The sequence below is a fragment of the Fictibacillus nanhaiensis genome (assembly GCF_023715445.1).
Lineage (GTDB): Bacteria > Bacillota > Bacilli > Bacillales > Fictibacillaceae > Fictibacillus > Fictibacillus nanhaiensis_D.
This window is the reverse complement of record NZ_JAMBOD010000008.1, coordinates 1-24,834: the sequence shown is the minus strand read 5'-3', so window position 1 is coordinate 24,834 and position 24,834 is coordinate 1. Positions and strand designations below refer to the sequence as shown.

The window sequence follows — 24,834 nt, the reverse complement described above, 5'->3', positions numbered from 1 at the left end:
GGAGTAAACGTATACAGAGCGAAGTATAAGTATTATCTTTAAGTAAAGTAACAATGTAAACTATAAAGAAATCATTACGATAATAAATAAACGATATCTACTTAATACGGAGGTGTTACCTTGAATTTATTCTCATCAATAACGGAAGAGAGTTTTTCCTACCTTGTTAACGATTATGGATTTTCTGAACCGGTTGCAACTGATGGGAGCTGGAAGACAACCTTCTTATACGTTAACGATCAGATTGGCATTGAAATCGAGCTCAACTACAGGGATATGGATACGTTTATCTTCATGAGAAAGTTAGAAGAGGGAAACGTTACTGAAACTCAAGACCATGATCAACCTGTTCGTAAGCAATTAGAGGATATTATAAACGTTGAACCATTGAAAAGTAAGGGTGACAGCACGACAATTGAGCAATTTGAAAAAGGGATCACAAAAAAGTCGGCTCTGTTAAAGAATAACTTGGATAAGATTTTAAATACCGGTGTAAAAGTATTTAAAAAGTAAGGATAACCACTTTGCGGGTTATCTTTTTCATTACCCAAATGTCCTTCCTGGATGTACAAAAGGACCCGATTTGTATTTGTACGGGGTCTGTCCCCATGTTTTATTATGTAAAATTTCACAAATGTGCTTTTTAGGGGTTTTAATTTTCTAAAAAATATTGTAAAATAATTTGAAAATTAGGTTTCGTTTTATCGGAATTGGGGAAGGAGAGTATATTTGGGGATGAAACATATTGCATCAGGGTTTGGATTTGCGTTTATTTTTTTAGCAGTACTTTTTGCATTAGGATTGTATCAAACAGTGATGGTATGGGGGAATATTAATTTGGTCACTGATCGGATTATGGGCCTGACCTCAACTTCATTTATTTCTTCCATACTCCTATTCTGGGCGATTACGAGCGCTTTTTGGATCTTAAGTCTTAAAGTTCTGGACATCGCACATAAGACATCTTTGTATAATACGAAGAATGCGATCTTCGGCATGTTGTTCCTGTTCTTTGCTGTTCCATTTGGCATCTGTGCACAAGTGTACCATGCATTACACATGAACGCCGGGGTTACTACAATCTCAATTGCTCTTTTCATTACGATGATTCTTTCATTCATCATCGGGTTTGTGTTCAAATTTAGAAAAACGGCTCGATAAATGCACGAAAGCTTGTAGCTGAAGCCATCACTTCACTGCAGGCTTTTTTATTTTTAACAAATATTAGACGAACGATTCAGCTTCTTTTAAAATAGAAATAAGAAATAGAAGCGGGGAGTGTTTAAACATGAACATGCCTTTTACAATGCACACATGTATTTTAACGAACGGTGCTGAAAAACGATTGGACGGAAACACATTCAAATTGGAGCTTGAAGGGTATCACCTGTATATTTTAAACAGTCTTCAAACCGTACAAAAAACACAAAGATCCCAGCCGGCCGGAAAAGCGAAAGTCATCGAAGTGACATGGAAAGAGAACAAGACACAGCTTACTTATGAACTGGTCGATCTGCATAATGTGAATTAGGTAGCTGTTATAGGGTTGTCAGTGAACATGGCTGACGCCTTATTTAATGTAATTTTTCAGGTAAGATTCAGTTAGATTTAGTTATGCTGTATAATGAAAAATTACGAGACACTAAAGGAGTTTTTGTTTTGAGATTGTATAAATTCTATCAATGGATTCCTGTTCTATTGATTGTTATAGGCGTATTTTATTCCTCGTCTCAGCCGTACCAGAAACAGGATGTTCGGCCTGAGATCGGAAAATACGTGGATCTGGAAAAAGTCGAAGAAAATTTTGGCGATGTGAAACTGAATTACGCCGGTTCCGAAGTTAGTGTAGAGGCGAGGGGAGCCGCGAGCTTTGTAGAATTTTTTATTCGTAAAGGAGCCCATTTTACCGTGTTTTTTGCATTGGGATTCTTTGCTTTTCGGGCAATGCGACTGAACGGTTACCAAACGATGAAAGCAGCGATCATCGCTTTAATGCTCGTTTCAAGTTATGCAGCGTTTGATGAAACCCATCAAAACTTTACTGAAAACCGCACACCTCACCTGGAAGATGTCATGATTGACATTAGCGGGGGAGCTGCCGCCATCCTACTTGCAAGTCTGATCTATCGCAACAGACATATTAAAAAAACCAGCTTTCGGAATGTTTAGTACTCCGGCTGCTGGTTTTTTATTATCATAATTAAATATTTTCATCGGAGATCCAGAGTCTCAAAGTGATGGACTCGATTTTACCATCCGGATCTGTTAAAAATTCATACATATAGATCCCTTCATAATAAGCGTGTATGGTATAACCGTGTTTACCGTCATATGAATACTTGTTTTCGGCTGGTCCAAGTGAATTTAGAACCTCATCCAGTGTTATGGTTGTTCGCGTAGGTTTAACATGGATCGCATAGAAACGATGATCATACCGTCCAAAATCAAACCAGTAATCCCCATACATCCACTGATGGGTCAAACCTTCTTCTGGTGTCTCACGAATAATAATCTTAGGGGTTCCAGCTACATCTAAAAGACCGCCTATTCCATCATTCAGCCCGGCTGGAAAATCGGGAAACCTACCTTCTCTTAAAGTAGTAAGCATTTCCTTCGTTAATTGTTCTTCCTTAAAAGCTCGATCTTCAACAAATTCTTTTCCTTCATGGATATGAATCAAGTTGAAAGAAGGGTGGTATCCAACCGTATATCCGGTTGCTTCAGCTACAAACCGGAGCGGAACGAACGTGTAATTTTCTTTAATAAAAGGAGCAGCTTCTAACTGAATCGCTTTACCATTAATATAAGCTGATTTACTGCCAATTTTCAGTTTAATCGTCGTACCCTCTTTTTTTCCTGTTACGGTTTGTGTTTTCTGATTCCATGTTAGCTTAATGCCAGCTTGTGAAAAAATCGGTCTCATCTCCACGAACGTTCTGTCATTTTTCAGGATTGGCGGTGTTTTAAAATAAATCTCTCCGCCATTCATATAGACCTTCATCGGTTCAGTGGCAGCCGTGGAAACCGTTGATGAAAACATACTGATCATAAAAACGAATGTAAGGATTAGTGCAAAATATTTTTTTAACATCTTTCTCCCCCTTTAGTTTCTAATTCATATGTAAGACGACGCATGGATTTAAACAGTTTCAATATTTTGGGAAAAACATATAATTGGTAAAAAAGTAACTATAGGATCCCATAATTTAAAAAAACTGACTGAAAATCAGCCAGTTTAATGGATATTATGAATAGGTGTCCACTCCACAAATACAAATCAGCGATTTGTATTTGTAGGGGGTCTGTCCCCCCCCTTACTTATAAGTGATCGCCTGCGCCCCCATTTGCACCCAAGCGGCTTCGAATCCGGTACGTTCAGCTTTCTTCGCCACTCCAAGCGGATCGTTGAAATATACATAATCTTCATCATATCCAGTTACAACGACAGAGTGCTCGGTCCATGTAATCTGTACTTGTCCACTAGGTGTATTCCATGTACGGAATTCAGATTCAGGAAGCTTCTGATATTTAGCATTGATGATAATCCACACCGGCTTCCCATCAGACAGTGGCTTCAAGACAGCTTCTTCGAAAGAACCACCACTTATATCACGGATCTTTCCAGGTAAATATTCTTCAGCCAACTCAGCAATTGGTCCATGATACACACCATAACCCATCTTATTAAACGTATAGATATCGCCGACAAAACCGTCGTTCGGATTACCGTAATAATATGTTCCGTTGTCGTTTCTATATGGAGTTCTATCTTTTTTAACTTTTTCAGCGAGTTCCATCTTATCCACTTCAACTCCTGCATATTGAAGCAGCATCGCAAGAGACGTAACTTCACATCCTCGATCGAGTTCTGGCTTCTGCAGAATCAAAGGGACATCTGAAATCCTCACTTCACTTTTTGCTTTAGCCATTTTCAAGGTCACGGGTGAATCTTGGTTCTGCTGCCCTATTTTACCTGCATTTCTATTTTCATAAGCAGCGTAGCCGATTCCCATTAAAAATACAGCCACTAAAAATAAAAGGATTCTTTTCATCGGGTAGTCGTTCTCCTTGTTATCTGTCTTGTTTAATCTTACTATACAGAGAGTTTTACTCACCATACATTCCCCATAAAAAGGTACAAATAACTAAACATTTTATGGATAGAATTTTGGAAAAATAGGGAATATGTTGGATATCATTGAATTTTGAGTTCAAAAATAGTAGCATTTACATAATGTTAATAATTATGTAATAAAAGTATTTTAGCAGTAGGAGGCTAAAATGAAAAAACAAATCCAAGCACTAAGTCTATCTCTTCTGATCTATAGTGCATTTGTAATCCTCATCGGCTGGAAGTTAACATGGTTTTCTAATCAGTCGGAAACCTTATTTTCTCAATATGGCATAATCGAGATGTTTAAACGTTTGTTTAACTTTTTAATACACGATGCTTCATTTTCACCGCTAAGGGAGGGCATTCTGCTTGTCTCATTCGGCACGATCATATTAGCTTCATTTTGGACAATTTTCTTGAAGTTTAGGCAGCAACTGATTTCATTGCTGATCTTAGATTTCATACTTTCCTTTATTATCTTAGCAGATGCCATTTATTTCAGATATTTCGAAGATTTGATTTCGAGTGCTGTCTTATTACAAATAAAACAAATAAGTTCTCTTGGGAGCTCGGTAGGCGATCTGTTTAGCTGGAAAGATTTCCTCTTATTTGCCGATGTGTTTTTATTCACGGTCATGCTGATCATTTTCTTTAAAAAGCTCCTAATCAAAAAGAATGCAAACCCAGCTTTGCGGTTAGCAACGGGATTACTGGCAGGAGCTGCCGGTGCATGGCTGTTCTTCTATCCACTTCATGACTTTGTTCAAAAAGGCGGGGCATACCTGTTTGATAAAACGCTATCGAGCATGCGTGTTTATGAAGTGACTGGTTTGTTAGGGTTCCACGGGTTTGATACGTATAAATATCTAGATGAATATGTATTGAATAAGAAAGAAGTCAGCGCGAAAGACCGAAAAGACGCGAAAGAATGGTTTGACGAAAAAAATAATGTCCCTACTATCCAAACAGGCTATGAAGGGAAAGCAAAAGACAAAAATCTAATCATGGTTCAGCTTGAGGCCTATCAAAGCTTTGTCATCGATAAAAAGGTTAACGGCCAGGAAATAACGCCTAACCTAAATAAACTCAAAAAAGAATCTCTTTATTTTAATGACATTCACCATCAAACAGCGAGCGGAAGAACGTCTGATGCAGAGTTCGCAGCAAATACATCACTATACCCGTTAGCAACAGGATCGGCATATGTTCGATTCCCGCGTAACGAATACGATTCGCTGCCCTACATTTTTAAAGAAAATGGATATGACACAGCGGCATTCCACGCTTACAAACCAGGTTTCTGGAATCGCTATATTGTATACCCGAACCTTGGATTCAACGAGTTTCATAGTATAGAAGATTTTAAAGAAGGCGAACAAGTTGGATGGGCGATTGGGGATGAGTCATTCTTAACGCAATCCGCAGATAAAATGAAGGAAATGAAAGACCCTTTTTATTCCTTCCTAATCGCGTTAACGTCACATTACCCATATACGATGCCGGCTAAATATCAAACGCTGAAGATCGACGATGTAGGTGATGCGAACTTAAGAAATTATCTGCAATCTGTACACTATGTCGATCAAGCGGTAGGAACATTCGTCGATAAGCTGAAAAAAGAAGGACTGTGGGAAAATTCAGTGGTCGTGTTCTATGGTGATCATGATACGGGATACATGCAGGCAAACACACCTTCAACCATTTATGCGAATGAAGCAGGTGATAAGCTTGGTGAACTTGAAGTGAAAGATGGTATTCCACTGTTCATGCATGTGCCTGGTGTAGACGGGAAAGAGATCGATAAAGCTGGCGGTCAGGTTGATATCATGCCGACTTTGCTTCATCTTTATGGATTGGATAAAGAGAACTACCATCACTTGGGGAACAACTTATTGGATGGAAAAGAGGGCTCTGTCGTATTCCGTTATGGATCGGTTAAAACTGACAAACTCTATTACAAGAGTTCTTATGATTTAAAACTCGAGAACGGCACATGTTATGACATTGATTCACGACAATCGGTCTCAGTTGATACATGTAAACCGCTCTATGATAAAAGTGTGGAGCAGTTGGGCATCTCTGATGATGTGATCTTCGGAAATTTAGTAGAGCAATGGCATAAAAGCAAAAGGTAATTTCAAAGCTTTGGACGAAATGTCCGAAGCTTTTTTTGCATTATAAGAGAGTATATCTTGTTAATAGTATGATTACGATGTAGTAAACAAGTTGAGGAAGATAGTACAAGTGCAACTAAGGCTGACGAGAGAGGTGACGTCAGTCAAGTTTTCTTTATTTTTCTAAAATAAAACATTCGATTAAAGAATACAGTTTTTCATCCGATAAAAGAGAGGGTGCATAGCCGTTTGTTGTACTTGGTTATAATTTCTTATTCAAAATATTTGCAATTGTTGTATAATATTAGTATTTTAATACGGCAACTTTCACTAGGAATCATAAATCGAAGTTTATTTGTACTAGGGAGGATATAATTGTGGAAAATCAAATTGGAGTCAAGTTTACTTACTATCGTATGGGTACAACCATCTCAAGGATGACAGGTTTAGAAAATATGGAAGAAGTAATGGAGAGTGGGTTTGAAACGGTTGCTTCGGATTGTATCCATGAAGTATTTTCAGCGACTGGAATCGATTTAAACAAATTGTCTCATCCTCATCCAGCTACCAGGTTCTGTTTCTTATCCGAACTTCGCTTTCATCCGGAAAAAGAAACACTTATAGAAGGAAAACAAATATGGGTGTCGACTGAGAGAGAAAAGGCAATTGGTTAAGACGTAAAAATCAATTAATGAGAAAAAAGGACTGTTTTTAGTCCTTTTTATTTTTTTCTCTAAAAATAGACAAAATTTGACCGATATTGTTTTTGAGTATAGTTAATTGCCGCCAAATATATACATGTAACTTCATAATCTACTAAAAACTTGTAAAATTTTTCATAAATATTGCGAACTATTTATATACCCCTTTGGCAGGTGCTGTTAAACTATAAATATATTACAAAATAGGGGGAATTTGGATGATTTGCAAGAAAATTGTCGCTGCATGTCTTTTATTTATACTGGTGGCAACTCAATGCATATCATCGCCAGAATCGGTTTCAGCTGCATCTTTTCCTGATGTGCCAACGAGCCATCGTGCCTACAGTGAAATTATGTACTTGGTAAACAGGGATATTGTGACTGGAACTCCGAACGGCAAGTTCAATCCTGAAGATTATGTAACCCGAGCAGAAGCAGCTACGATGATTGGCCGAGCCCTTAATTTGCAGGGAGGATATCGACAAACGGAATACGTCGATGTTCCAAAATCGTTCTATGCTTCAGGGTACATACAGGATATGAGCGATGCTAAAATTTTGGCGGGTTATGGTAATGGGAATTTTGGTGTAAGTGACAAACTTACACGTGAACAGATGGCTTTGATTATCACAAGAGCCTGGAGCTTTTGGGAAACAAGTGGTATTACATTTACGGATGTTAATGTGAACTCTGAATCTTATATAGCCATTAATAAACTTGCGACTGTAGGTGTTGTAAGTGGCTATCCAGGAGGCAAATTCGGTCCAAAGGATTTTATAAAGCGCGCAGACTTTGCCTTAATGGTAGCAAGAACTCTGAATCCGGAATATCGTAAGAATCCTGCTGATTTACAACCTATAGCTCAAGCAACGGTAATCGCTGACTCCTTGAACGTGAGAAATGCCCCAGATGCGAGTGCAACTCGTATCAGTGCGTTTGCATATGGAACGAAAGTTAATGTTTACAGCAAGCTAGAAAATGGATGGGCATATGTTGGAACAAGCAGCTTAAAAGGTTTCGTACATGGAGCTTATTTAAAGTACCCTTCGACTCCGACTGTTCCTACTGATCCTTCAAATCCTTTAAAAGGGAAGATTATTGTTGTTGATCCCGGTCATGGAGGTACTGATCCTGGAGCACTTGGTTATGGCATGAAGGAAAAAGATATCACGTTAATTACTTCTAAATATTTAAGAGATTATTTAACAGAAGCCGGTGCCAAAGTGGTGATGACTAGAGATACAGACATCTTCCATTCGTTAGAAAAAAGGGTGCTTATTGCAAACAATGCAAGTGGAGAAGCTTTTATTTCTATTCATGCTAATGCATTCAATGGGACAGCTAATGGAACCGAAACTTATTATAATGAAGATAATTCAAAAAGTGTAGATAATAAAAAGCTTGCAACATATATCCAAAATCGTTTATTAATTCCTGAGTTAGACATGAAAGATCGCGGTGTTAAAGAAGCGAATTTTTATGTCATCAGGTACCAAAATAAAATGACTAGTACTTTAATAGAACTTGGCTTTATTGATAACAAATCAGATGCTTCAAAACTAGCATCTGACACATGGCGTAAAAAAGCAGCATACCAGATTCACCTCGGCATCAAAGACTACTTCCAGTACCTACAAAATAAGTAGGGGACAGACCCCATACAAATACAAATTAGCTAATTTTGTCCACCAGGACAGGACACGAGAGTCCTGTCCTGGTGGATTTTTCTTTTTTTATTCATCTTCGACAAAACATCGTAAATAATGCTATTGATTTGTTCCTCAATTAGCCCGATAGTAAGTACATGGGGTCAGTCTCCAAACAATTTCTGTTTTTCTTTCATTTACTTCTGTAGGGGGATACATATGCTCAATTTCACATCCAAGTTAGGAGCCGTTTTCATTTCTGCTTCCTTGCTTGCATCTTCTTTCTCTATTCAACATACATTTGCAGCTGAATCACAACAAAACGAAACCAATACAACTAAACAATCTTATATAATAGGTTTCAACTCTCAACCAGATGAAAACCTAATCACCCAGCTTGGAGGTACGATCAACTCCAGACTCCAAAGCATCCATGCTTTATCCGTTTCCCTGACAAAAGATGCTGCCGAGCGGCTTGCACAATACCCATCCATAAAGTTTATTGAACACGACAAGCCTGTTGAGATGGAAGAGCAAAGCATAGACCCAAAAATCTATGAATTAAACTATCCGAAGCCGGAAGAACTGGGAACCGAAAGCTATTTCACAGGGCAAGACATAAAAGTAGGGGTCCTCGACACCGGAATTGACACCACTCATGAAGATCTAACCGTTTCAGGTGGAGTTTCATTTGTCCCTGACACACCTTCATACACAGATGACAACGGTCACGGAACACACGTGGCAGGCATCATCGCAGCTCAAAACAACAACGTCGGTATCAGGGGATTAGCTCCAAACGTTAAACTCTATAGCATTAAGGTGCTGGACGAAGATGGACTTGGTCAGTACTCTCAGATTATTGACGGAATCGAGTGGGCGACCCAACAAGGTTTACACATCGTCAACTTGAGCCTAACGGGGAAAGAAAGTTCGTATGCGCTGAAACTGGCAGTCGATGAAGCCTACAAAAAAGGTTTATACATCATTGCAGCTTCAGGCAACCATTCAAACAATACATTTAACGAAGACCAATCCGTATACTACCCAGCTAAATATGAAAGTGTCATTGCGGTAGGAGCGGTGGACCAATATAACAAACATCCTAAGTTCTCCGGATCCGGACCAGAGCTCGAACTGGTTGCGCCAGGTGTAGATATTTACAGCACATACATGAACAACACGTATGAAACACTTACTGGAACATCTATGGCAACACCTTATGTTACAGCGATCTATGCACTATATAAAGAAGCGTTCCCATTATTAACAACCGCCGAACTTCGCAATAAGATCCAGCAGCGGGCAAAAGATCTTGGAGCAGCAGGTCGTGACGTCAACTATGGTTTTGGAATGATCCAAGCGCCTGAACTGCCTGATACGACACCTCCGACAAAGCCGGGAAATATTTCTTATAAACTATCATCTGGTGGTAAAGTAACGCTGACTTGGACAGCTTCACAAGATCATTCTCCGATCCTAGGTTACAACGTCTATAGAAATGGAGAAGAAATTAAGAACCTGTTGTATAGTTTTCAGCTAAACGATACGGTTAAACCAGGTTATTATAATTATGAAATCTCAGCTGTTGATGAAGCAGGAAACGAATCTCAAAAAAGCGCAATAAAAGTAAGAGCACATCAACTGTTCTCCGATGTGCCGACATCAAAATGGTTTAGCGAATATATTTTCGATGTAAATGCTAGAAATATAGCGGGAGGGTACCCGGACGGGAAATTCTACCCAGAAAAACCGATCCCGCGTGGGGAAGCCATCACCATGATCGGCAGAGCATTAAAGCTCGACGGCACACCACGATTAACTACTTTCCCTGATGTCACTGAAAAATACTTTGCATCGGGGTATATAGCGGTAATGGCACAAAATAACCTAGTCACGGGGTATCCTGATGGAAGCTTCAAGCCAACCAACACCATCACCCGTGCAGAAGTCGTCACACTTTTAAATCGTGCATTTACATTAAACACGCAAAGTAGAACAACAAAAAAATTCTCAGACGTAACGAGAGATCTATACGCATACGAAGCTATTCAGAAATTCGCTTCTGCATCTATTGCGACCGGATACAATGACGGCACCTTCCAGCCAAACAAACCCGTAACTCGCGCAGAAATGGCCGCATTCTTCTCCAAAACGATAAAAGAAAGCAACTAAAAAAGCTGTTCTCCTATACCAGGGAGAGCAGCTCTTTGTATTTACAAATTATTTACAATTAATATGAAACTTTTTCCAATCTTACATCGTCTTATTTTACGGCTAACTTAGTTAGTGCTCTGTAAAGGAAAGTAGAGAATTCAGCTCGAGACGTATCGTTCTGCGGCTTAAACGTATTGTCATCAAAGCCTGATGCAATGTTGTTTTCGCTTAAACGCTGGATCGAGTCATACGCCCAATATCCTTCTTTTACATCTGGAAACGAATTTTCAGTTCCTTTATCCGTAAGTACGAACGTTTTTCCGATTAATGCAGCGATCTCATCACGTGTCATTTCTTGGTTCGGTTTGAACGTTCCGTCTGGGTAACCCGTGATAATGCCCGCTTCTTTTACGGCATTGATCGCATTGACTCCCCAGAAAGAAGTAGATACATCTTTAAACTTGCTGGTTGTAGATGAAGATTTAAGACCCAGTGCATTCGCAACCATCTTAGCAGCTTCAGCTCGTGTTACCGATTTTTCTGGTTTGAACTGGCTGAATTCATATCCGCTCATTACACCTTTTTTACTTAAGTTCGTAATCGGCGTGTAAGCCCAATAGCCAGCTGAAACATCGTGATATTGTCCTTGAGGCAATACAGCAAGCTGTACTACTTTTTCTTCAGATAAATAACGGCGTGCACCTAAGTATCGAGAACCCCAGTAGTAAGGGTCATTAATAGAAGAGATCGTAATTCCTTTAGATGAAGAAGCGTGAATGAAATTTCCGCTTCCTACATATATACCTGCGTGTGATGCACCTGCTTTATATGTAGTAAAGAAAACTAGATCACCTTGTTCTAAGTCCGCTTTCTTAACTGCTGTTCCACCATTGAATTGATCTACGGTCATTCGTGGAAGTGTTACATCGTACTGCTTAAATACATATGAAGTGAAACCTGAACAATCAAATCCTGTCGATGGTGAAGTACCACCCCAAGCGTACTTAATACCTATGTACTTTTTTGCTGTTGCTACTAAGTCCTCACGTTCTCCTGCGTTAACCTGTCCTGGAAGAAGAGTGAGTACTGTCAAAAGAGATAAGATCCAAGCCCCCAACTTTTTAACCATAAAACCCTACCTTTCCCTAAAATGTGACTTATTAAACTAGTATTTAGTGAATTTTCTATTTTTTTCTACAAAAGTTAGTCTATCACAATTTGGGACTTTGGTAGGTTACAGTTATGTAACAGATATGACAAATAGGTTATTAGTTTTTGTAAAATAACAAGAAAATATTGTAATATATTTATTTTTACTTTTTTGCTAAAGATTTCTAAAAAGCTGTCGATATTACGTATGGCTGGGGGATATAACTTCCAATGTTCGACCTAAATTTACAATAAATACTATTAATTAGAATTTTTTGTATAAAAAATGATTGCAAAAAATGAAATATATTGTAAAATAGTCGTAACAAGGTAAAACCTGCCACTTGTGAGTAATGTTGGTAAAACAATAATATATTAGTAGTGTTAGATATTTTTGTTGACAGACCAATTTACCACAAATATACTATTTATTGTTATTGTTTGTATAATTTGGTATTTACTGATCTGTGGGCCCTGGGACTCATAGATTAGTTAAATCATATATTAATAGTTACATATTAAGGGAGGAAAAAACGCTATGGCGTCTAAGTCTTATCGTAAGTTTATGGCAACTGGACTATCAGCAGCAGTAGTTGCTTCAGTAGTAGCTCCAGTAGCTGGTGCAGCAGCAAGTTATACAGATGTAAAAGCAGGATCATGGTACGAAGAAGCAGTTAACTACGTAACTGAAGTAGGTTACATGCAAGGAACTGGAAAAGGTTTCGAGCCTGAATCAAAAATGACTCGTGCTCAAGCAGCTCAACTTTTCACAAACATCTTCGGTATTGAAGATAAAAACCTTAAAGAAGATTTCTCTGATGTATCAGACAAAGCTTGGTACCGCGATGCAGTAGCAGCTGTTCTTGAGCACGGTATCATGAACGGTATCGGTAATGGTAAATTCGCTCCAGAAGCTAACCTTACTCGTGGTCAATTAGCTGCAATCGTAGTTCGTGCATATGGATTTGAAGGTGCAGAAGGAAGCGAACAATCTTTCTCTGACATCAAAGGCCACATGTTTGAAGAAGAAATCTCTATCCTAGCTAGCCTTGGTCTTGTTAATGGAGTAGGTGCAGGGAAATTCGCTCCAGATGCTAACGTAACTCGTGCACAAATGGCGCAAATTATCTATAACATTGATAACCCTGGATTTGTATTCCCAGAAGTTACAGCTGTAAAAGCTGTTGACACTAAAACTGTTGAAGTGACAGTTGATGGTGCTTGGTCACAAGAAGATGTAGATGCTCTTGTTGAAGCTGGATACGAACTTACTGTAGAAGGAAAAGCTTCTCACAAAGTAGGGAAAGTAACTGTTAAAGCTGCAGACGCTTCTGCTAGCGAAGACACTACTACTCTAGTACTTAGTGAAATCTCTCCAGAGCTAGTTGCAGGAGAAGAACTTAGCATTGCAGTAGACGGTGAAAAAGTTCCTGGATCAGAGTTCAAATACGAAGCTCCAGCTACTCCAGAAGTTACATCTGTAAGTGCGATTAACGCTAAAACAATTCAAGTTAAATTTAATAAAGCAATCAAGAAATCAACTGTTGTTAATGCAGATGGGACTCTTGAAAACGGTGTTATTTCTATTACTGAACTTGGAACTGCTCCAGCAGTAAATGCTGATGCTTCTCTTGCAACTCTAAGTGAAGATGGAAAAACTCTTACAATCACAGCATCTGGAAGCTCTTACTTCAATGGTCAATATACTATTACAGTTAAAAGTGCTGTAACTGATACAACAGATAAAGCTTTAACAGCTTATTCAAGCGTATTCACTAATGTTGACACTAATCGTCCTGTTGTAAGTGGTGTAGAATACCTTAATATCAACACTGCTAAGGTAATGTTCTCCGAGCCGATCTATTCACTTGGTTCAGTAACTTTCAGTGATACTGATCTAACAGTAGGTGGAGACGTAACTTTCGTTGCCGGAAACAATTATGCTTTAGTAAGCCTAAGTGACCTTGCGGTTAATGAATCATCTACAATGACATTTACTGGAGCTACAGACTATGCAGGTAACTTGATTACACCTAACCCTGTAAGTGTTACATTAACTAAAACACAACACGAAACTGTAGCACCAACAGTAACTGAAATTACATCTACATCACTTTCAAAATTCAAAGTTAAATTCTCTGAAAAGTTAGTTTCTAATCCTGCGATTACTTTAGGATCAACTTCACTAGTATTTGATGGAGTAGGTAAAAATGCTAACTTAACAGTAGATGAAGCAGGAACAACTTACACAGTTGAGTTACTAGCTCCAACTACTGATGGCCCTAAAAATGTTACTGTTTCTAGCTTCACTGATTTGAATGGTAATGCTGGAACTACAGTTTCTAAACTTGTAAACTTTGTAGCTGATACAGTAAAACCAACACTAGTATCTTCAAAAGTTGAAAAAGTTAATGGCGTTGAGCATTTAGTATTAGAGTACAGTGAAGAAGTATCTGCTGGTGATGCAGTAACAATTAGCGGTACTTATGTAAGTAACTATGTTACTTCAAATGTATCTTTAGTAACTGAAACTGATTCTACAAACGTAGCTGCTGGAGAAGTATTAGTTACTCCAGTAACTGGTAACGCTAAAGCAGTAAAAGTTAGCCTTGCTGGAGTTGCAAAAGGGGCGTACTCTGTAAATCTTGGTCAAGGTATTGTTACTGATGGATCAAATGCATCTGATGTGAAAGCTATTACATTCACTAGAGGTGACGATACAGTTTCTAACATCAAACCTCTTATTGTGAAGGATGATGATAGAGATACTACTGCTAATGAATCAGGAGAAAATGGAATCATTGTTGTAGATAACAACACAATTGAAATTGACTTCAATACTAAATTAGACGGTGCTTCAGCAACAAACCCAGCTAACTACCGTATTGAGGGTGCAACAGTTGAGAGCGTTGTACTTACAAAGAACACTACAAATGCTGCAACAGTAAAAATTAAGCTTGCAAACAACTCTGTAATTACTGATGGTGTAAGAAACGTAACAGTTTCTGGAGTTAAGAGCGAAGATGGAACAGCAATGGATGCATACTACACTCAAGAAACATTAGTTGAAAACGTTGCTCCTGTTCTTCAATCTGCAAGCTTAACAGCTAATAACACTATCACACTTACATTTAGTGAAGGTCTTGATGCTGCAACAGTTGTTGAAGATACAGATGGTGCAGGTCCATTAGTAAATGTTGCTGACTTTAAAGTATTAGTAGATGGTGTAGATGTTACAACATTCACTACTTCTGCAATTGCAGTAACAGAAGCTGCTGGAGGAACTGCAAATGTTATCACATTAACATTTGATCGTCCATTGACTTCAGCTGAATATGCTAAAGCAATCACTATTGCTCCAACTACTGGATTTGATATTAAAGATGCAAAAGGTAATGCACACGCATTATTTACTTCAGTAAACGTAACAAAATAATTATTAATTCACACCCAAAAAGAGTCCGAGCAATTGGGCTCTTTTTATCAATTTTCTACATCAGTCTTTGAGACTTTTGTAAATATGGGATGCCATTCGCATTCCTCCCATTTTGAGAGGTGCTTGTTAATTCAAGTACCTCTCTTTTGTTTTTAGCAAAGCTTCTTTTTATGCAAGATATTAGTTCTTGTATTTCATGGTAAAATATATGTAAAACGAAATGAGTGAAAGTAATAATGAGTTAAGGGCTATATTTAGCTGACATAGAAACCTTTGATGATTTAATTGATTGGTTAGAAGATCACATTAAGGAGAGTATTTCTTTTTTTAATGCTGAATTGTCACCAAAGGATCTGCGTAAGGTCTTAAAAAGTATTATAGATAGCAAATTAAAAGAAGAAATTAAAACATATGGATGGAATGGTGAGGAAGAGATCCCGGATTTAGTAGCAACCAATCTGTTCCATGAGGTTTTTGCTGCTTATAATAAACATCTCTATGTGTATTGGTATAGAAAGAATTATGAGGAGCTTGAAGAAGATAGCCCGTTTCATTATGAAAACAGTAATGAGGCTTTCAAGGCTTCACAGACATTAACTTTAATCTCGTGAAACCCTTCAATATTTTTGTGTATCACATTGTTCGACAATAACTTGATCATACCCAGAGTAATACAGCTCCAATTTCTATACTGAATGTATATTATTGGTATTATAATAGAGTTAAGGGAATACACACTTATTTAGGATGGAAGCAAAAACGATCATATAATAAGGGGATGAACAAATGAATATTGGAAAGAAGAAATCACAGATTGTTTCTTTGTTCTTTAGTCTAACCTTAGTAATAACACTTATCTTTCCAAACTTAGCAAACGCAGAGTCCACTACCAAACAAGTAACCTACCTAGCTCTCGGTGACTCCCTAGCAGCCGGCCAAAATCCCTACATGAGACTGGGTAAAGGGTACACGGATATGCTGGCAGAAGATCTGAAAAAGATTGGCTTCCTAAACTCTTTTTCCAAGCTTTACGCAATTTCAGGCTATACCTCTCAAAGAGTGCTTGAAGATATTTTAAATGACGTGAAAAAAGGCACCGGTGATACGATTGGAATCAGAGGCAACATTGCAAAAGCTGACGTAATCACCTTAGATGCCGGAGCAAACGACCTGCTCCGAAAAATGAAGCGAACAGACGAAGGGTTATCCATTGACCCCGATGTTCTTGCACAAGTTTTAACACAAGTTGAATCCAACATAGAATACATCCTAGAAGAAATCCACACTCTAAATCCGGAAGCGAAGGTATATGTGATGGGGTATTACAATGCCTATCCATACTTACCGACTGAACAGCAAGAACAGTTTCTTCCTATATTAAATCAGTTAAATACGGCGATCCAGGATGCTGCTAACAGAGAAGCCACCGTTTATGTACCCACAAAAGACTCGATTGCGGTTAACCCAAAAGCTTATCTGCCTAATTCAAAAGACATCCACCCCGGCTTAAGTGGATATAAGACGATCACCGCTGAATTTTGGAAAGTGGTTTATCCTGATGTAACGAACAACTACAAAAATTCTATTTTTGTAAACGGAATCTATCAAACTTTTGAACAGGATCCAGTCATTATCAAGGGTAGAACGCTTGTTCATGTGCGTGGTGTGTTCGACGATTTAGGGGCTGAGGTGAGTTGGGACAATAAAACGAGGTCCGTCATTATTAAAAAAGGAAATGACGTTATTAAGTTAATGGTAGATTCGAATAAAGTATATAAAAACGGGAAGCTGTTACAGATTGATGTTTCAGCCAAAATCATTAATGACCGAACGATGATTCCGCTTCGTTTTATTTCAGAATCCTTTGGTGCCACCGTTGAGTGGGAGCCCGTAACAAGGAATGCATTTATCGCGAATTAATTTAAAACCGGCCGCTTTTCTCCTAGAGGAAAGCGGTTTTTTATGTGGATTAGTAGACAACTTCTGACTATTTAAACAATTAAATAAAGGTCGATATAAAAATGAATATTTAATAAAGGGGGATTTTATTGAAAAAGTTTACTGCATTTCTTCTAGCTTTTCTTTTGTTCATTGGACTAATGCCGGCCAATGCGGATGCTGCAAGTAAAATTAAGGTGCAAGTTCACGGCAGCTTGTTGACGTTTGATGTTCAGCCGTATATGGAAAACAATCGTGTGTTGGTTCCGCTGCGTGGTGTTTTTGAAAAGCTGGGCGGAGAGGTTATCTGGGATAACAAAGCTCAGGCTGTAACGGTTAAACACTCAGGTGGAACGGTATATTTAAAGTTGAACTCGAAAAATGTTCAGATCAACGGAGTACAAAAGACGATTGATGTGCCAGCTAAACTGAAGAATGGGCGTACATTTGTTCCGCTTCGTTTTGTAGGGGAAGCGATGGGGGCTGCTGTCGATTGGTCTGCCAATTATCAAACCGTTTATATTTTTTCAGGTGAACTAACAAGTTTTCTAAAGCCTTTTACAAAAGGAATGACAAAGGCTGATATCGAGAAATTGGTATCTGTTAACAAATATTTTGATCTCGGGAATGGAGAAGTCATTGCCTATGCCCCTGTTAAATTATACGGACATGATGCAACGGCTGAGTTTGATATTTTGAAAAAGGGTTTAATGACGGTTACTGTTTCATTCCTAGTAGATGGTGAAGTTGAAGCAATCGGTAAAAAGTATAGTGATAAAGTGAAAGTGGAGTACGGAGACTACACAAAAAATAGATTCCAATTCTATGATTATAGTTCTGCATGGGAGCAATATCTGTCTCCGATCAATAATCTTTTTTATGTGAATGCCAACCAACGATCGAATGGAAAAGTTGAAGTAAAGATTGAAAAGATTATGCCGGATATCAAAACGACGATAACCATTAATTAAAATAACCCCCTAAGCGTAATGCTGAGGGGGCTTACTTTTGAATTTTTACTTATTCAATAATGTAAATTCCTTGTGTTTCCTGATCCCAGACGACTTCCGTATCAAAAGATTCTCCAATAAAGCGAACAGGTACCATCGTACGTCCGTTTTTAATGATGGCTGCCTGGTCCAAATTCACGGATGTACCGTTTTTCTTAGCCGTTTTTGCACCGATTTTTAAAGTGATGGTGACATCGTCTTTTGTTGCTGTTACAGTTTGAGTCTTGTTGTCCCACTCAATTTCAGCGCCAAGTGCTTCAAAGATCGCACGAAGCGGTACGACGGTTCTGCCCGCAATAATAATTGGTTCCTGGTCGAACTCAACTTCAACATCCTCGACATACACTTTTGTTTTCTTTTCTTTTTTGATCTCTTCCGGTTTTGCTGTTTCGATGCGAGTTAACTGCTCTTCGGCTTGTGTTTTTAGTGAAGCGACGCGTTCGTTTAATGCAGTGATCGCTTCTGCATTGTTTACTTTGCTTTCTAAGTTGGAGATCTGTTTCTCAACAGCACTTAATTGATTAATAGAAGAAATGAGTTTCCCACGAACGCCATTGGCACTTTCGAATTTTTCTTCTTCATCCAATTCTTCTTCTTCGTCCTCGTCCGCATCTTCTTCAGACTGCTCTTCGTTATCAGAATCTACTTCTTCGGATTCTTCTGCTGGTTCTTCATCTGATTCGGATTCTGTGTTTTGTGCAGAAACTTCTTCAGTTGCAGGCGTTTCTTGCTCTACCGGTTCTTCTGTTGCTGGATCTTCTTCAACAGGAGGTTCTTCACCTTCAGCAGGTGGTTCTTCTTCATTCGAAGGGTCCTCTTCAGTAGGAGTAGTTTGTCCACCTAGAATGCTGTCAAGCTTGGCAGTTGCTTCTGTTATACGTTCTTCGATGTCATCTAGACGTTCGCCAATCCGTTCCAGCTGTATTTCAGCACCTTTATTTACTTTATTCTTATCTTTGTCTTTACCTTTTCCGTTCCCGTCATCTTCCTCATCATCTTCATCATCTTCTTCGGGCTCTTCACTTTCGTCCTCGTTGTTATCATCATCGTTGTGTCCTTTGCCCTTTCCGTTATCCTTCTGGGCAACAAAATCTTTCATGCCTTCAGCAGCCGAATATGTTGGCGTGGCCAAGACAACCGTGGCAGCCAAAAAGCTAAAAGTGAGCTTTTTGTACCAAATTTTCTTCTTTTTCATTCCCTTTCCTCCTTGAAAATAAGTTTACTAGGGTAATGGCAGCTGGCTGGCATCGATGAACGCATCCAATCATTAGCCCCTATAGCTTTGTGGCACTGGATTTCTCCAGTTGTACCCTCTTTTTATATCGGTTTAAGAGTGGATTTTGTGTAATAGGTTGGTAGAAATTTTGTCGAGAATTGTAGACTCGCGAGTATATTGTAATCCTCGTGAGATTATGATGAAAATCCGTGAGATTAAGTATGATTCTCGTGAGAATAACTGCAATTCCTGTGAGATTATGGGTTCGAGGCTGTTTGATGGCCAGCATTTTACCATACACCCCTATAGCTTTGTGACACTGGATTTCTTCAGTTGTACCACTTAAGTCTTAACCGCGAAATACCGATAACTAGTTAAACGGGTGAAAATTATACCTTTTTATTGGTAAAAAAGTCCGTTTTGTTAGGATAATCGTTAAACGTTTGTATAAAGGTTTGGAATTAAAATGATAGTAATATATTTTTGTAAAATTTTGTAAAATAGTTTCATTATTTGCTATACTAGTTTACGAGGGGTACCAAAAATTTCTAATTAGAGGGGTTGAAGGTATGAACAAATGGCATAAAACGCTGGCGTCACTGGGGCTGTCAGTAACCATGATAGGCTCAAGCTTTGCGCCTGTTTTTGCCGAGTCGGATAACTACTCCGTGAAAAAGAGTTCTATTCCGGTCTCAGAACTATTTAAACCAGGAAATCGTGTAAAGGAAAATCCGTACAATCTGGCTAAGAAACAAGATCAGCTTAGCAAAACGACATTACTCGTAAAGTACAACAAAACGCTGACAACGGGTGAGCACAAAAAGGCTGGTGCGACTCTTCAGCGAAGAATGACATCTCTTAAGTACGATGTTGTAAAGATCAACAGCGGCAAGAAGTTGGAAGATGTCATGAAGAATTACAGCAAGCTGGGGAAAGTTGATATCGTATCTCCATCTGCAAATCTTGTGAAACTGGGTACAACTGATCCAAAAGTAAGTGAGTCCTACCATTTGTCACTATTAAATGTGGACAAGGCTCAGACAATAGCAGGTAAAAACAAAGTACGTGTTGCGGTGATCGATACGGGGATCGATTCAAAGCATCCGGAACTAAAGAACAAACTATTGCCGTCCTATAATGCAGTTAACCCAATGAACCAAGGTGTTCCTGATTTTCATGGTACGCATGTTGCGGGTATCATTGCATCAGAAAAAGGGAACGGAGTAGGCGGTTACGGGGTTAATCCGAACGTGGAGATCCTGCCAATCGATGTATTTGACCGTGGATGGGGAGCTTCCGATTATGTAATTGCAGATGCCATCATGTATGCCGTTGAGAAAAACGCGAAAGTCATCAACATGAGCCTTGGAAGCATCTTCCCGTCGCCACTTATTCAGGATGCGGTAGCGAAGGCGATCGCAGCTGACGTGACCATTGTTGCCGCAGCAGGTAACGAAGGGATGAACCTGAACAGCTATCCGGCTGCCTTTGAAGGGGTGATCTCTGTTGGTTCAACAAACAAAGACAATCTATTATCCAGCTACTCTACATACGGACCATCTGTCGATGTGGTAGCACCAGGTGAAGATGTATACGCACCGCTTTATGATTATGAGAAGAAATCGACTTTCTATAAGCTGAGCGGAACGTCCATGTCCTCTCCAGTCGTTGCTGGTGTGGCGTCACTTTTATTATCCAAAAATCCGAACCTAAAGCCGAAGCAGATCGAATACATCCTGGAGCATTCAACGAAAGATCTTGGACCAGCAGGCTACGATACTAAGTATGCGAACGGTCTCGTTGATCCGGTAAAAGCTTTAAGCTTTGACGTTTCCAAGATTCCGAGTTCTGTTTATGTACCAAAGAGTAAAGCAAGCCTTTTAAAAGCGGCTGAAAAAGTCGACCTATCCAAGAAATTGGTAAAAGAAGGCACGATCAAAAAGGCATACGAGGAACAGTTCATCCAGTTCCCAGTGAAGAAGGGTGAATATATCCAAACGGTTCTAGGAGGATCAGCGGATTACGACTACAAGTTTACGTATTATCTGGCAGGTAAAGGGATTAAACCTCTGCAAAAAGACGTGAACAAAACGCTTGAAGGCAAGTCGGAAGGACATTTATATGAAGTGCCTGAAGACGGATCGCTTGTAATCGGCGTAAGTGACGTCAATGGAAACTACAATGCGGATGGCAAATCGGCATACAAACTTTCTGTTGAAAAGTTTGATCGTTTACTAGAAGACACGAATACACGTGAAAATCCGGTAGCGGTCGAAGCATTCCCGTTTGTTTCTGAAGGGGAAGGAGACTGGACGTTCACTGGTCATGACGGAGATTCTGATTTCTATTCATTTAAAACAGAAGAACCTCAAATCGTAAAAGTTGAGCTTGGCGGGGTTGCTGGAATCGACTCTACCATCAGCTTGAAGATGATCGAGCCATGGCCGGAAGACATGCCAGAAGATATCCCTGCAGAAGAAATGCCTCCGATGGAGCATGAGATGGATATCGTGAACCAGAAGCCGACCGGTGAAGGCGAAGTTCTGACGTTTGAAGCAATGCCTGGCATGGAGTATGTTGTCGAGGTAGATAACCACACACCAGGTTTCTTCTTCCCAATGAGCTTGCTGGAAGATGGATCTGCTCAACGCGAGTATCCTTATTCTCATGTACCTTATTCGCTTTCGATCGATGCAAAGTCTGTCTCTGAAGATGAAGACGGCTTCCCGATGGGTGAACATCTCGAGGAGGAGTACATGGAAGGCGACATGGATGTTGAAGAGTACGTCGCTAAGCGTAATGATTACAAAAAGAACCACCACGATTCAATGTATGGTGAAGACGACTGGATGGAAGAAGAAAAGGCAATGCTTGAGCGTATCCGTGAAGCTGCTCTTGAGTATGATCCTGAAGCAGGTGCAGAAGGATACTTCCAATACAGCGGCGACGAAGATTTCTACAAGCTTAACGTCGAAGAAAGTGCCATCTTAGAATTTGACTTAAGTGCTTCAGAAGCCGTTCCGGCGATGGAAATTATGAAGATCATGGAGTTCGAAGGCGGGTATACAACGCTTGTACCTGTTGCAACGAACATTACTTGGGGATTCTTCGACATCGAGACGAAAGATAAATTTGTCGCAGGTCTTCAGTCTGGCGAAGAATATTTTATCCGTGTGATGCACCCGAACTATCAGCCGAGCTTTGACAAGTACAGCTTTACTTCAAAAGTTTTGGTTGAAAATCCGGAAGATAAGCACGAGCCAAACAACGATATCGAAAACACACCTGTAAAAGACATGCCTGCTGAGACGGTTCGCGGTAACTACGCGATGAACGCCGACTATGACGCGTATTATGTAAAAGCAAAAACAAACGGACTCTACGGCGTTCACTATAAGCCGATCGCTCCTTCCAAACAGATGCAGGAAAAATATTCGAAAGATCTATTGAAGCCGATCGATGGATTAGTCGCTGTTCTGGAAGACACGAACGGCAACCGAATCCTCGATCCAGAAGAATACGGCTCTGCACGCGTGTATGACAAAGGCTGGGACAACGAGCCTGAGCAAGGTTCCTTCCAGGCGAAAGCAGGAAAAGGCTATTTCGTAATCGCTGACCAATGGATATGGGATTTCCCAAGTCCGAACTTGAACGAGTATGAACTAACAGTAAAACCGGTCAACACGAAGGACGAAGATGCGGGTTCCGTTGTGAAAAACAACGTTCCATCCAAGCCGATCGCACTGAAACGCAACTCCACGAAAGAGTGGGAGAGTAAAGGATATCTGAACGCTGGTGTAGCAAACGGAGACACTGACTGGTATACGTTTAGCTTTGATAAATCGCACACTGGCCAGATCACGTTTAGCAATGAAATGATCGACGGTGTCATCAGCCTTTACGACAGCAAAGGTAAGCTTGTCGCAACATCTGACACGTATGCACTCGGTGATGCAGAAGTCTTAAACTACAACATCAAGGGCGGAAAATATTACATCAAAGTAACCGATGGCTTCGGCAGAGCAACATTAACGCCATATTCATTAAAAATGAAAATTGATTAATCATTTTGTAAGGGCAGCTCCTGTTTCGGGGCTGTCTTTTTATTTGGAGTCCAATAGCGGCAATAAGTTGTAGCAGCGGGATTTTGTAGATCCTTTATACGGCAGGTTAAGTGCTTTAAGCAAGTGGGTCGTGATGCTTCTGGAGGGAAGGTATAAGAAGTCTTTGCATTCCTGGTTTGTGATCGTTGGCGAAAACAGTAGTGCATAATCGATGAGTGCTTCCACATGAGCTGTTTTTGTTTTATGCTCACAATTGGCGCACCACCAATTTGCTCTTGTGTATTGCATGATAGAAAGTTGATCACATTTTGGGCAAAACACACCCTTTGTCAATTCATTTTTATTTATTTGGAATAGCTCGCAAACATCCGGATCATATACGTCATGTAATTTAAACAACAGTTTAATGAACTTCCTCATTTCCTTATTCTGCAGTACCGCATCCTGATAGTTTTGCTGATATTCAGCGAACTTGTACTGCAGCTGGGGGCTCTTGATCACTCTTTCAAACGCCTCTTTATAAGTAGGTGAAAATTCAACAAAGGTAGATGAATTAGTTACAACGACCAGCCTTTCTATTGGAATGGCAGGAAATTCATATTGCTCCATAATTTTCGCCAAATGATAGCTTTGCCGTTTCACCTGTTCAATGGGGTCCTCAAAGCACTCCCTTTTTCCTTCAAGTATCCGAATCATCTGTTTCACCTTATCATCGAAATAAAGGTGCCCTGCATGACTTTTTATCTCAAGTATGAGTAAAAAATGAGGCGTAACGAGGAGAAGATCCATCTGAAAGTAGTAATCATCATGCAAAATTCGGATTCCTGGAATAAAGTGCAACCCTTTCTTAGGTAAATAGCGGTAAAAAAATTTCAAGGATTTCTCTCCGTTAAATCCAGCCTTATATCTGCGGTGGCTTTCCGTGATTTGAAGTCTTTTAGGATGAGTGGTTGAACTTCTCTTCAATAATACCTCCAATTTTTTAATAATGATCGGTGACTTTAGTTCGATTTTACTCAAATTCCTTCACCTTTCCTTTTTATAAAAGTGGTTGCCCCCAGTTTGGCGCATATTTTCGCTATAGGCAAAAGGTGGAATACCCGATTATGGCCACTGAAAGCCATAATCTCACGGATTTCTCTGATAATCTCACGAGAATTCGGTAAGCGTCAATTAAATGACACCTTCTTTCTGGATGTTCTTTCATGTGATAATCAAGTCATCTTTTATTCCAGAAGGGGGATATCATATGGATACATCAACTCGATTTTCTACATTTGGGACAGATG

At 39.5% G+C, this 24,834-nt stretch carries 17 protein-coding genes and 1 riboswitch; of the genes, 12 read left to right on the top strand and 5 right to left on the bottom strand.

The window, feature by feature from the left end:
* The first annotated feature begins 120 nt into the window (after positions 1-120).
* The 4 genes from M3196_RS17540 (at position 121) to M3196_RS17525 (ending at position 2,169) form a co-directional block, all read left to right on the top strand.
* On the top strand, positions 121-513 hold the full coding sequence (locus tag M3196_RS17540; RefSeq protein WP_251323639.1) for a hypothetical protein: 393 nt from the start codon (positions 121-123) through the stop codon (positions 511-513).
* A gap of 216 nt (positions 514-729) precedes the next feature.
* Positions 730-1,161: a hypothetical protein gene (locus M3196_RS17535; RefSeq protein ID WP_251323638.1), complete on the top strand. Its 432-nt coding sequence runs from the start codon at positions 730-732 to the stop codon at positions 1,159-1,161.
* 127 nt (positions 1,162-1,288) lie between these two features.
* The gene (locus M3196_RS17530; RefSeq protein WP_251323637.1) at positions 1,289-1,531 is read left to right on the top strand and encodes a DUF2584 family protein; all 243 of its coding nucleotides are present in this window, start codon (positions 1,289-1,291) and stop codon (positions 1,529-1,531) included.
* A gap of 128 nt (positions 1,532-1,659) precedes the next feature.
* Positions 1,660-2,169 carry a VanZ family protein gene (locus M3196_RS17525; RefSeq protein ID WP_251323636.1) on the top strand — a complete coding sequence of 170 codons (510 nt, stop codon included), beginning with the start codon at positions 1,660-1,662 and terminating at the stop codon, positions 2,167-2,169.
* 31 nt (positions 2,170-2,200) lie between these two features.
* Here M3196_RS17525 and M3196_RS17520 read toward each other — a convergent pair whose 3' ends face one another.
* Both M3196_RS17520 and M3196_RS17515 read right to left on the bottom strand, forming a co-directional pair.
* Positions 2,201-3,091: a copper amine oxidase N-terminal domain-containing protein gene (locus M3196_RS17520; protein ID WP_251323635.1), complete on the bottom strand. Its 891-nt coding sequence runs from the start codon at positions 3,089-3,091 to the stop codon at positions 2,201-2,203.
* Between the two features lie 223 nt (positions 3,092-3,314).
* Positions 3,315-4,052 carry a C39 family peptidase gene (locus M3196_RS17515; protein WP_251323634.1) on the bottom strand — a complete coding sequence of 246 codons (738 nt, stop codon included), beginning with the start codon at positions 4,050-4,052 and terminating at the stop codon, positions 3,315-3,317.
* A 229-nt stretch (positions 4,053-4,281) separates the two neighbouring features.
* On the opposite strand from M3196_RS17515, the gene M3196_RS17510 reads away from it, so the two are divergent.
* The 4 genes from M3196_RS17510 (at position 4,282) to M3196_RS17495 (ending at position 10,750) form a co-directional block, all read left to right on the top strand.
* Positions 4,282-6,249 (top strand): LTA synthase family protein, encoded by a 1,968-nt coding sequence (locus M3196_RS17510; RefSeq protein ID WP_251323633.1) that lies wholly within the window; start codon positions 4,282-4,284, stop codon positions 6,247-6,249.
* Positions 6,250-6,605: 356 nt separating this feature from the next.
* Entirely contained in the window at positions 6,606-6,902 is a 297-nt protein-coding gene (locus M3196_RS17505) for a hypothetical protein (protein WP_251323632.1), read from the top strand.
* A gap of 245 nt (positions 6,903-7,147) precedes the next feature.
* On the top strand, positions 7,148-8,575 hold the full coding sequence (locus M3196_RS17500) for an N-acetylmuramoyl-L-alanine amidase (RefSeq protein ID WP_251323631.1): 1,428 nt from the start codon (positions 7,148-7,150) through the stop codon (positions 8,573-8,575).
* A gap of 219 nt (positions 8,576-8,794) precedes the next feature.
* Positions 8,795-10,750: a S8 family serine peptidase gene (locus M3196_RS17495; protein WP_251323630.1), complete on the top strand. Its 1,956-nt coding sequence runs from the start codon at positions 8,795-8,797 to the stop codon at positions 10,748-10,750.
* A gap of 91 nt (positions 10,751-10,841) precedes the next feature.
* Here the strand turns inward: M3196_RS17495 and M3196_RS17490 are convergent, their stop codons facing one another.
* Positions 10,842-11,861 (bottom strand): C40 family peptidase, encoded by a 1,020-nt coding sequence (locus M3196_RS17490; protein ID WP_251323629.1) that lies wholly within the window; start codon positions 11,859-11,861, stop codon positions 10,842-10,844.
* Positions 11,862-12,419: 558 nt separating this feature from the next.
* Here M3196_RS17490 and M3196_RS17485 point away from each other — a divergent pair.
* From M3196_RS17485 to M3196_RS17475, 3 genes are all read left to right on the top strand, one after another.
* The gene (locus M3196_RS17485) at positions 12,420-15,317 is read left to right on the top strand and encodes an S-layer homology domain-containing protein (RefSeq protein ID WP_251323628.1); all 2,898 of its coding nucleotides are present in this window, start codon (positions 12,420-12,422) and stop codon (positions 15,315-15,317) included.
* A gap of 786 nt (positions 15,318-16,103) precedes the next feature.
* Positions 16,104-17,237 carry a stalk domain-containing protein gene (locus M3196_RS17480; RefSeq protein ID WP_251323627.1) on the top strand — a complete coding sequence of 378 codons (1,134 nt, stop codon included), beginning with the start codon at positions 16,104-16,106 and terminating at the stop codon, positions 17,235-17,237.
* Between the two features lie 128 nt (positions 17,238-17,365).
* A complete protein-coding gene (locus M3196_RS17475; RefSeq protein ID WP_251323626.1) occupies positions 17,366-18,226 on the top strand; it encodes a copper amine oxidase N-terminal domain-containing protein in 861 nt (286 codons plus the stop codon).
* Positions 18,227-18,275: 49 nt separating this feature from the next.
* On the opposite strand, the gene M3196_RS17470 is transcribed toward M3196_RS17475, so the two are convergent.
* Positions 18,276-19,460, bottom strand: coding sequence for a copper amine oxidase N-terminal domain-containing protein (locus M3196_RS17470; RefSeq protein ID WP_251323625.1), 1,185 nt, complete (start codon positions 19,458-19,460; stop codon positions 18,276-18,278).
* Between the two features lie 34 nt (positions 19,461-19,494).
* Positions 19,495-19,586: riboswitch (cyclic di-GMP riboswitch) on the bottom strand.
* Between the two features lie 464 nt (positions 19,587-20,050).
* Here M3196_RS17470 and M3196_RS17465 point away from each other — a divergent pair.
* Positions 20,051-23,545, top strand: coding sequence for a S8 family serine peptidase (locus M3196_RS17465; RefSeq protein ID WP_251323624.1), 3,495 nt, complete (start codon positions 20,051-20,053; stop codon positions 23,543-23,545).
* 39 nt (positions 23,546-23,584) lie between these two features.
* On the opposite strand, the gene M3196_RS17460 is transcribed toward M3196_RS17465, so the two are convergent.
* Positions 23,585-24,565, bottom strand: coding sequence for a nuclease-related domain-containing protein (locus tag M3196_RS17460; protein ID WP_251323623.1), 981 nt, complete (start codon positions 24,563-24,565; stop codon positions 23,585-23,587).
* Between the last annotated feature and the right edge of the window lie 269 nt (positions 24,566-24,834).

What these genes read in the sequence shown, in the direction of transcription:
- M3196_RS17530 (WP_251323637.1), top strand. Translation starts at nt 1,289, where the DNA reads ATGAACATGCCTTTTACAATGCACACATGTATTTTAACGAACGGTGCT.
- M3196_RS17520 (WP_251323635.1), bottom strand. Translation starts at nt 3,091, where the DNA reads ATGTTAAAAAAATATTTTGCACTAATCCTTACATTCGTTTTTATGATC.
- M3196_RS17515 (WP_251323634.1), bottom strand. Translation starts at nt 4,052, where the DNA reads ATGAAAAGAATCCTTTTATTTTTAGTGGCTGTATTTTTAATGGGAATC.
- M3196_RS17510 (WP_251323633.1), top strand. Translation starts at nt 4,282, where the DNA reads ATGAAAAAACAAATCCAAGCACTAAGTCTATCTCTTCTGATCTATAGT.
- M3196_RS17500 (WP_251323631.1), top strand. Translation starts at nt 7,148, where the DNA reads ATGATTTGCAAGAAAATTGTCGCTGCATGTCTTTTATTTATACTGGTG.
- M3196_RS17495 (WP_251323630.1), top strand. Translation starts at nt 8,795, where the DNA reads ATGCTCAATTTCACATCCAAGTTAGGAGCCGTTTTCATTTCTGCTTCC.
- M3196_RS17490 (WP_251323629.1), bottom strand. Translation starts at nt 11,861, where the DNA reads ATGGTTAAAAAGTTGGGGGCTTGGATCTTATCTCTTTTGACAGTACTC.
- M3196_RS17485 (WP_251323628.1), top strand. Translation starts at nt 12,420, where the DNA reads ATGGCGTCTAAGTCTTATCGTAAGTTTATGGCAACTGGACTATCAGCA.
- M3196_RS17480 (WP_251323627.1), top strand. Translation starts at nt 16,104, where the DNA reads ATGAATATTGGAAAGAAGAAATCACAGATTGTTTCTTTGTTCTTTAGT.
- M3196_RS17470 (WP_251323625.1), bottom strand. Translation starts at nt 19,460, where the DNA reads ATGAAAAAGAAGAAAATTTGGTACAAAAAGCTCACTTTTAGCTTTTTG.
- M3196_RS17465 (WP_251323624.1), top strand. Translation starts at nt 20,051, where the DNA reads ATGAACAAATGGCATAAAACGCTGGCGTCACTGGGGCTGTCAGTAACC.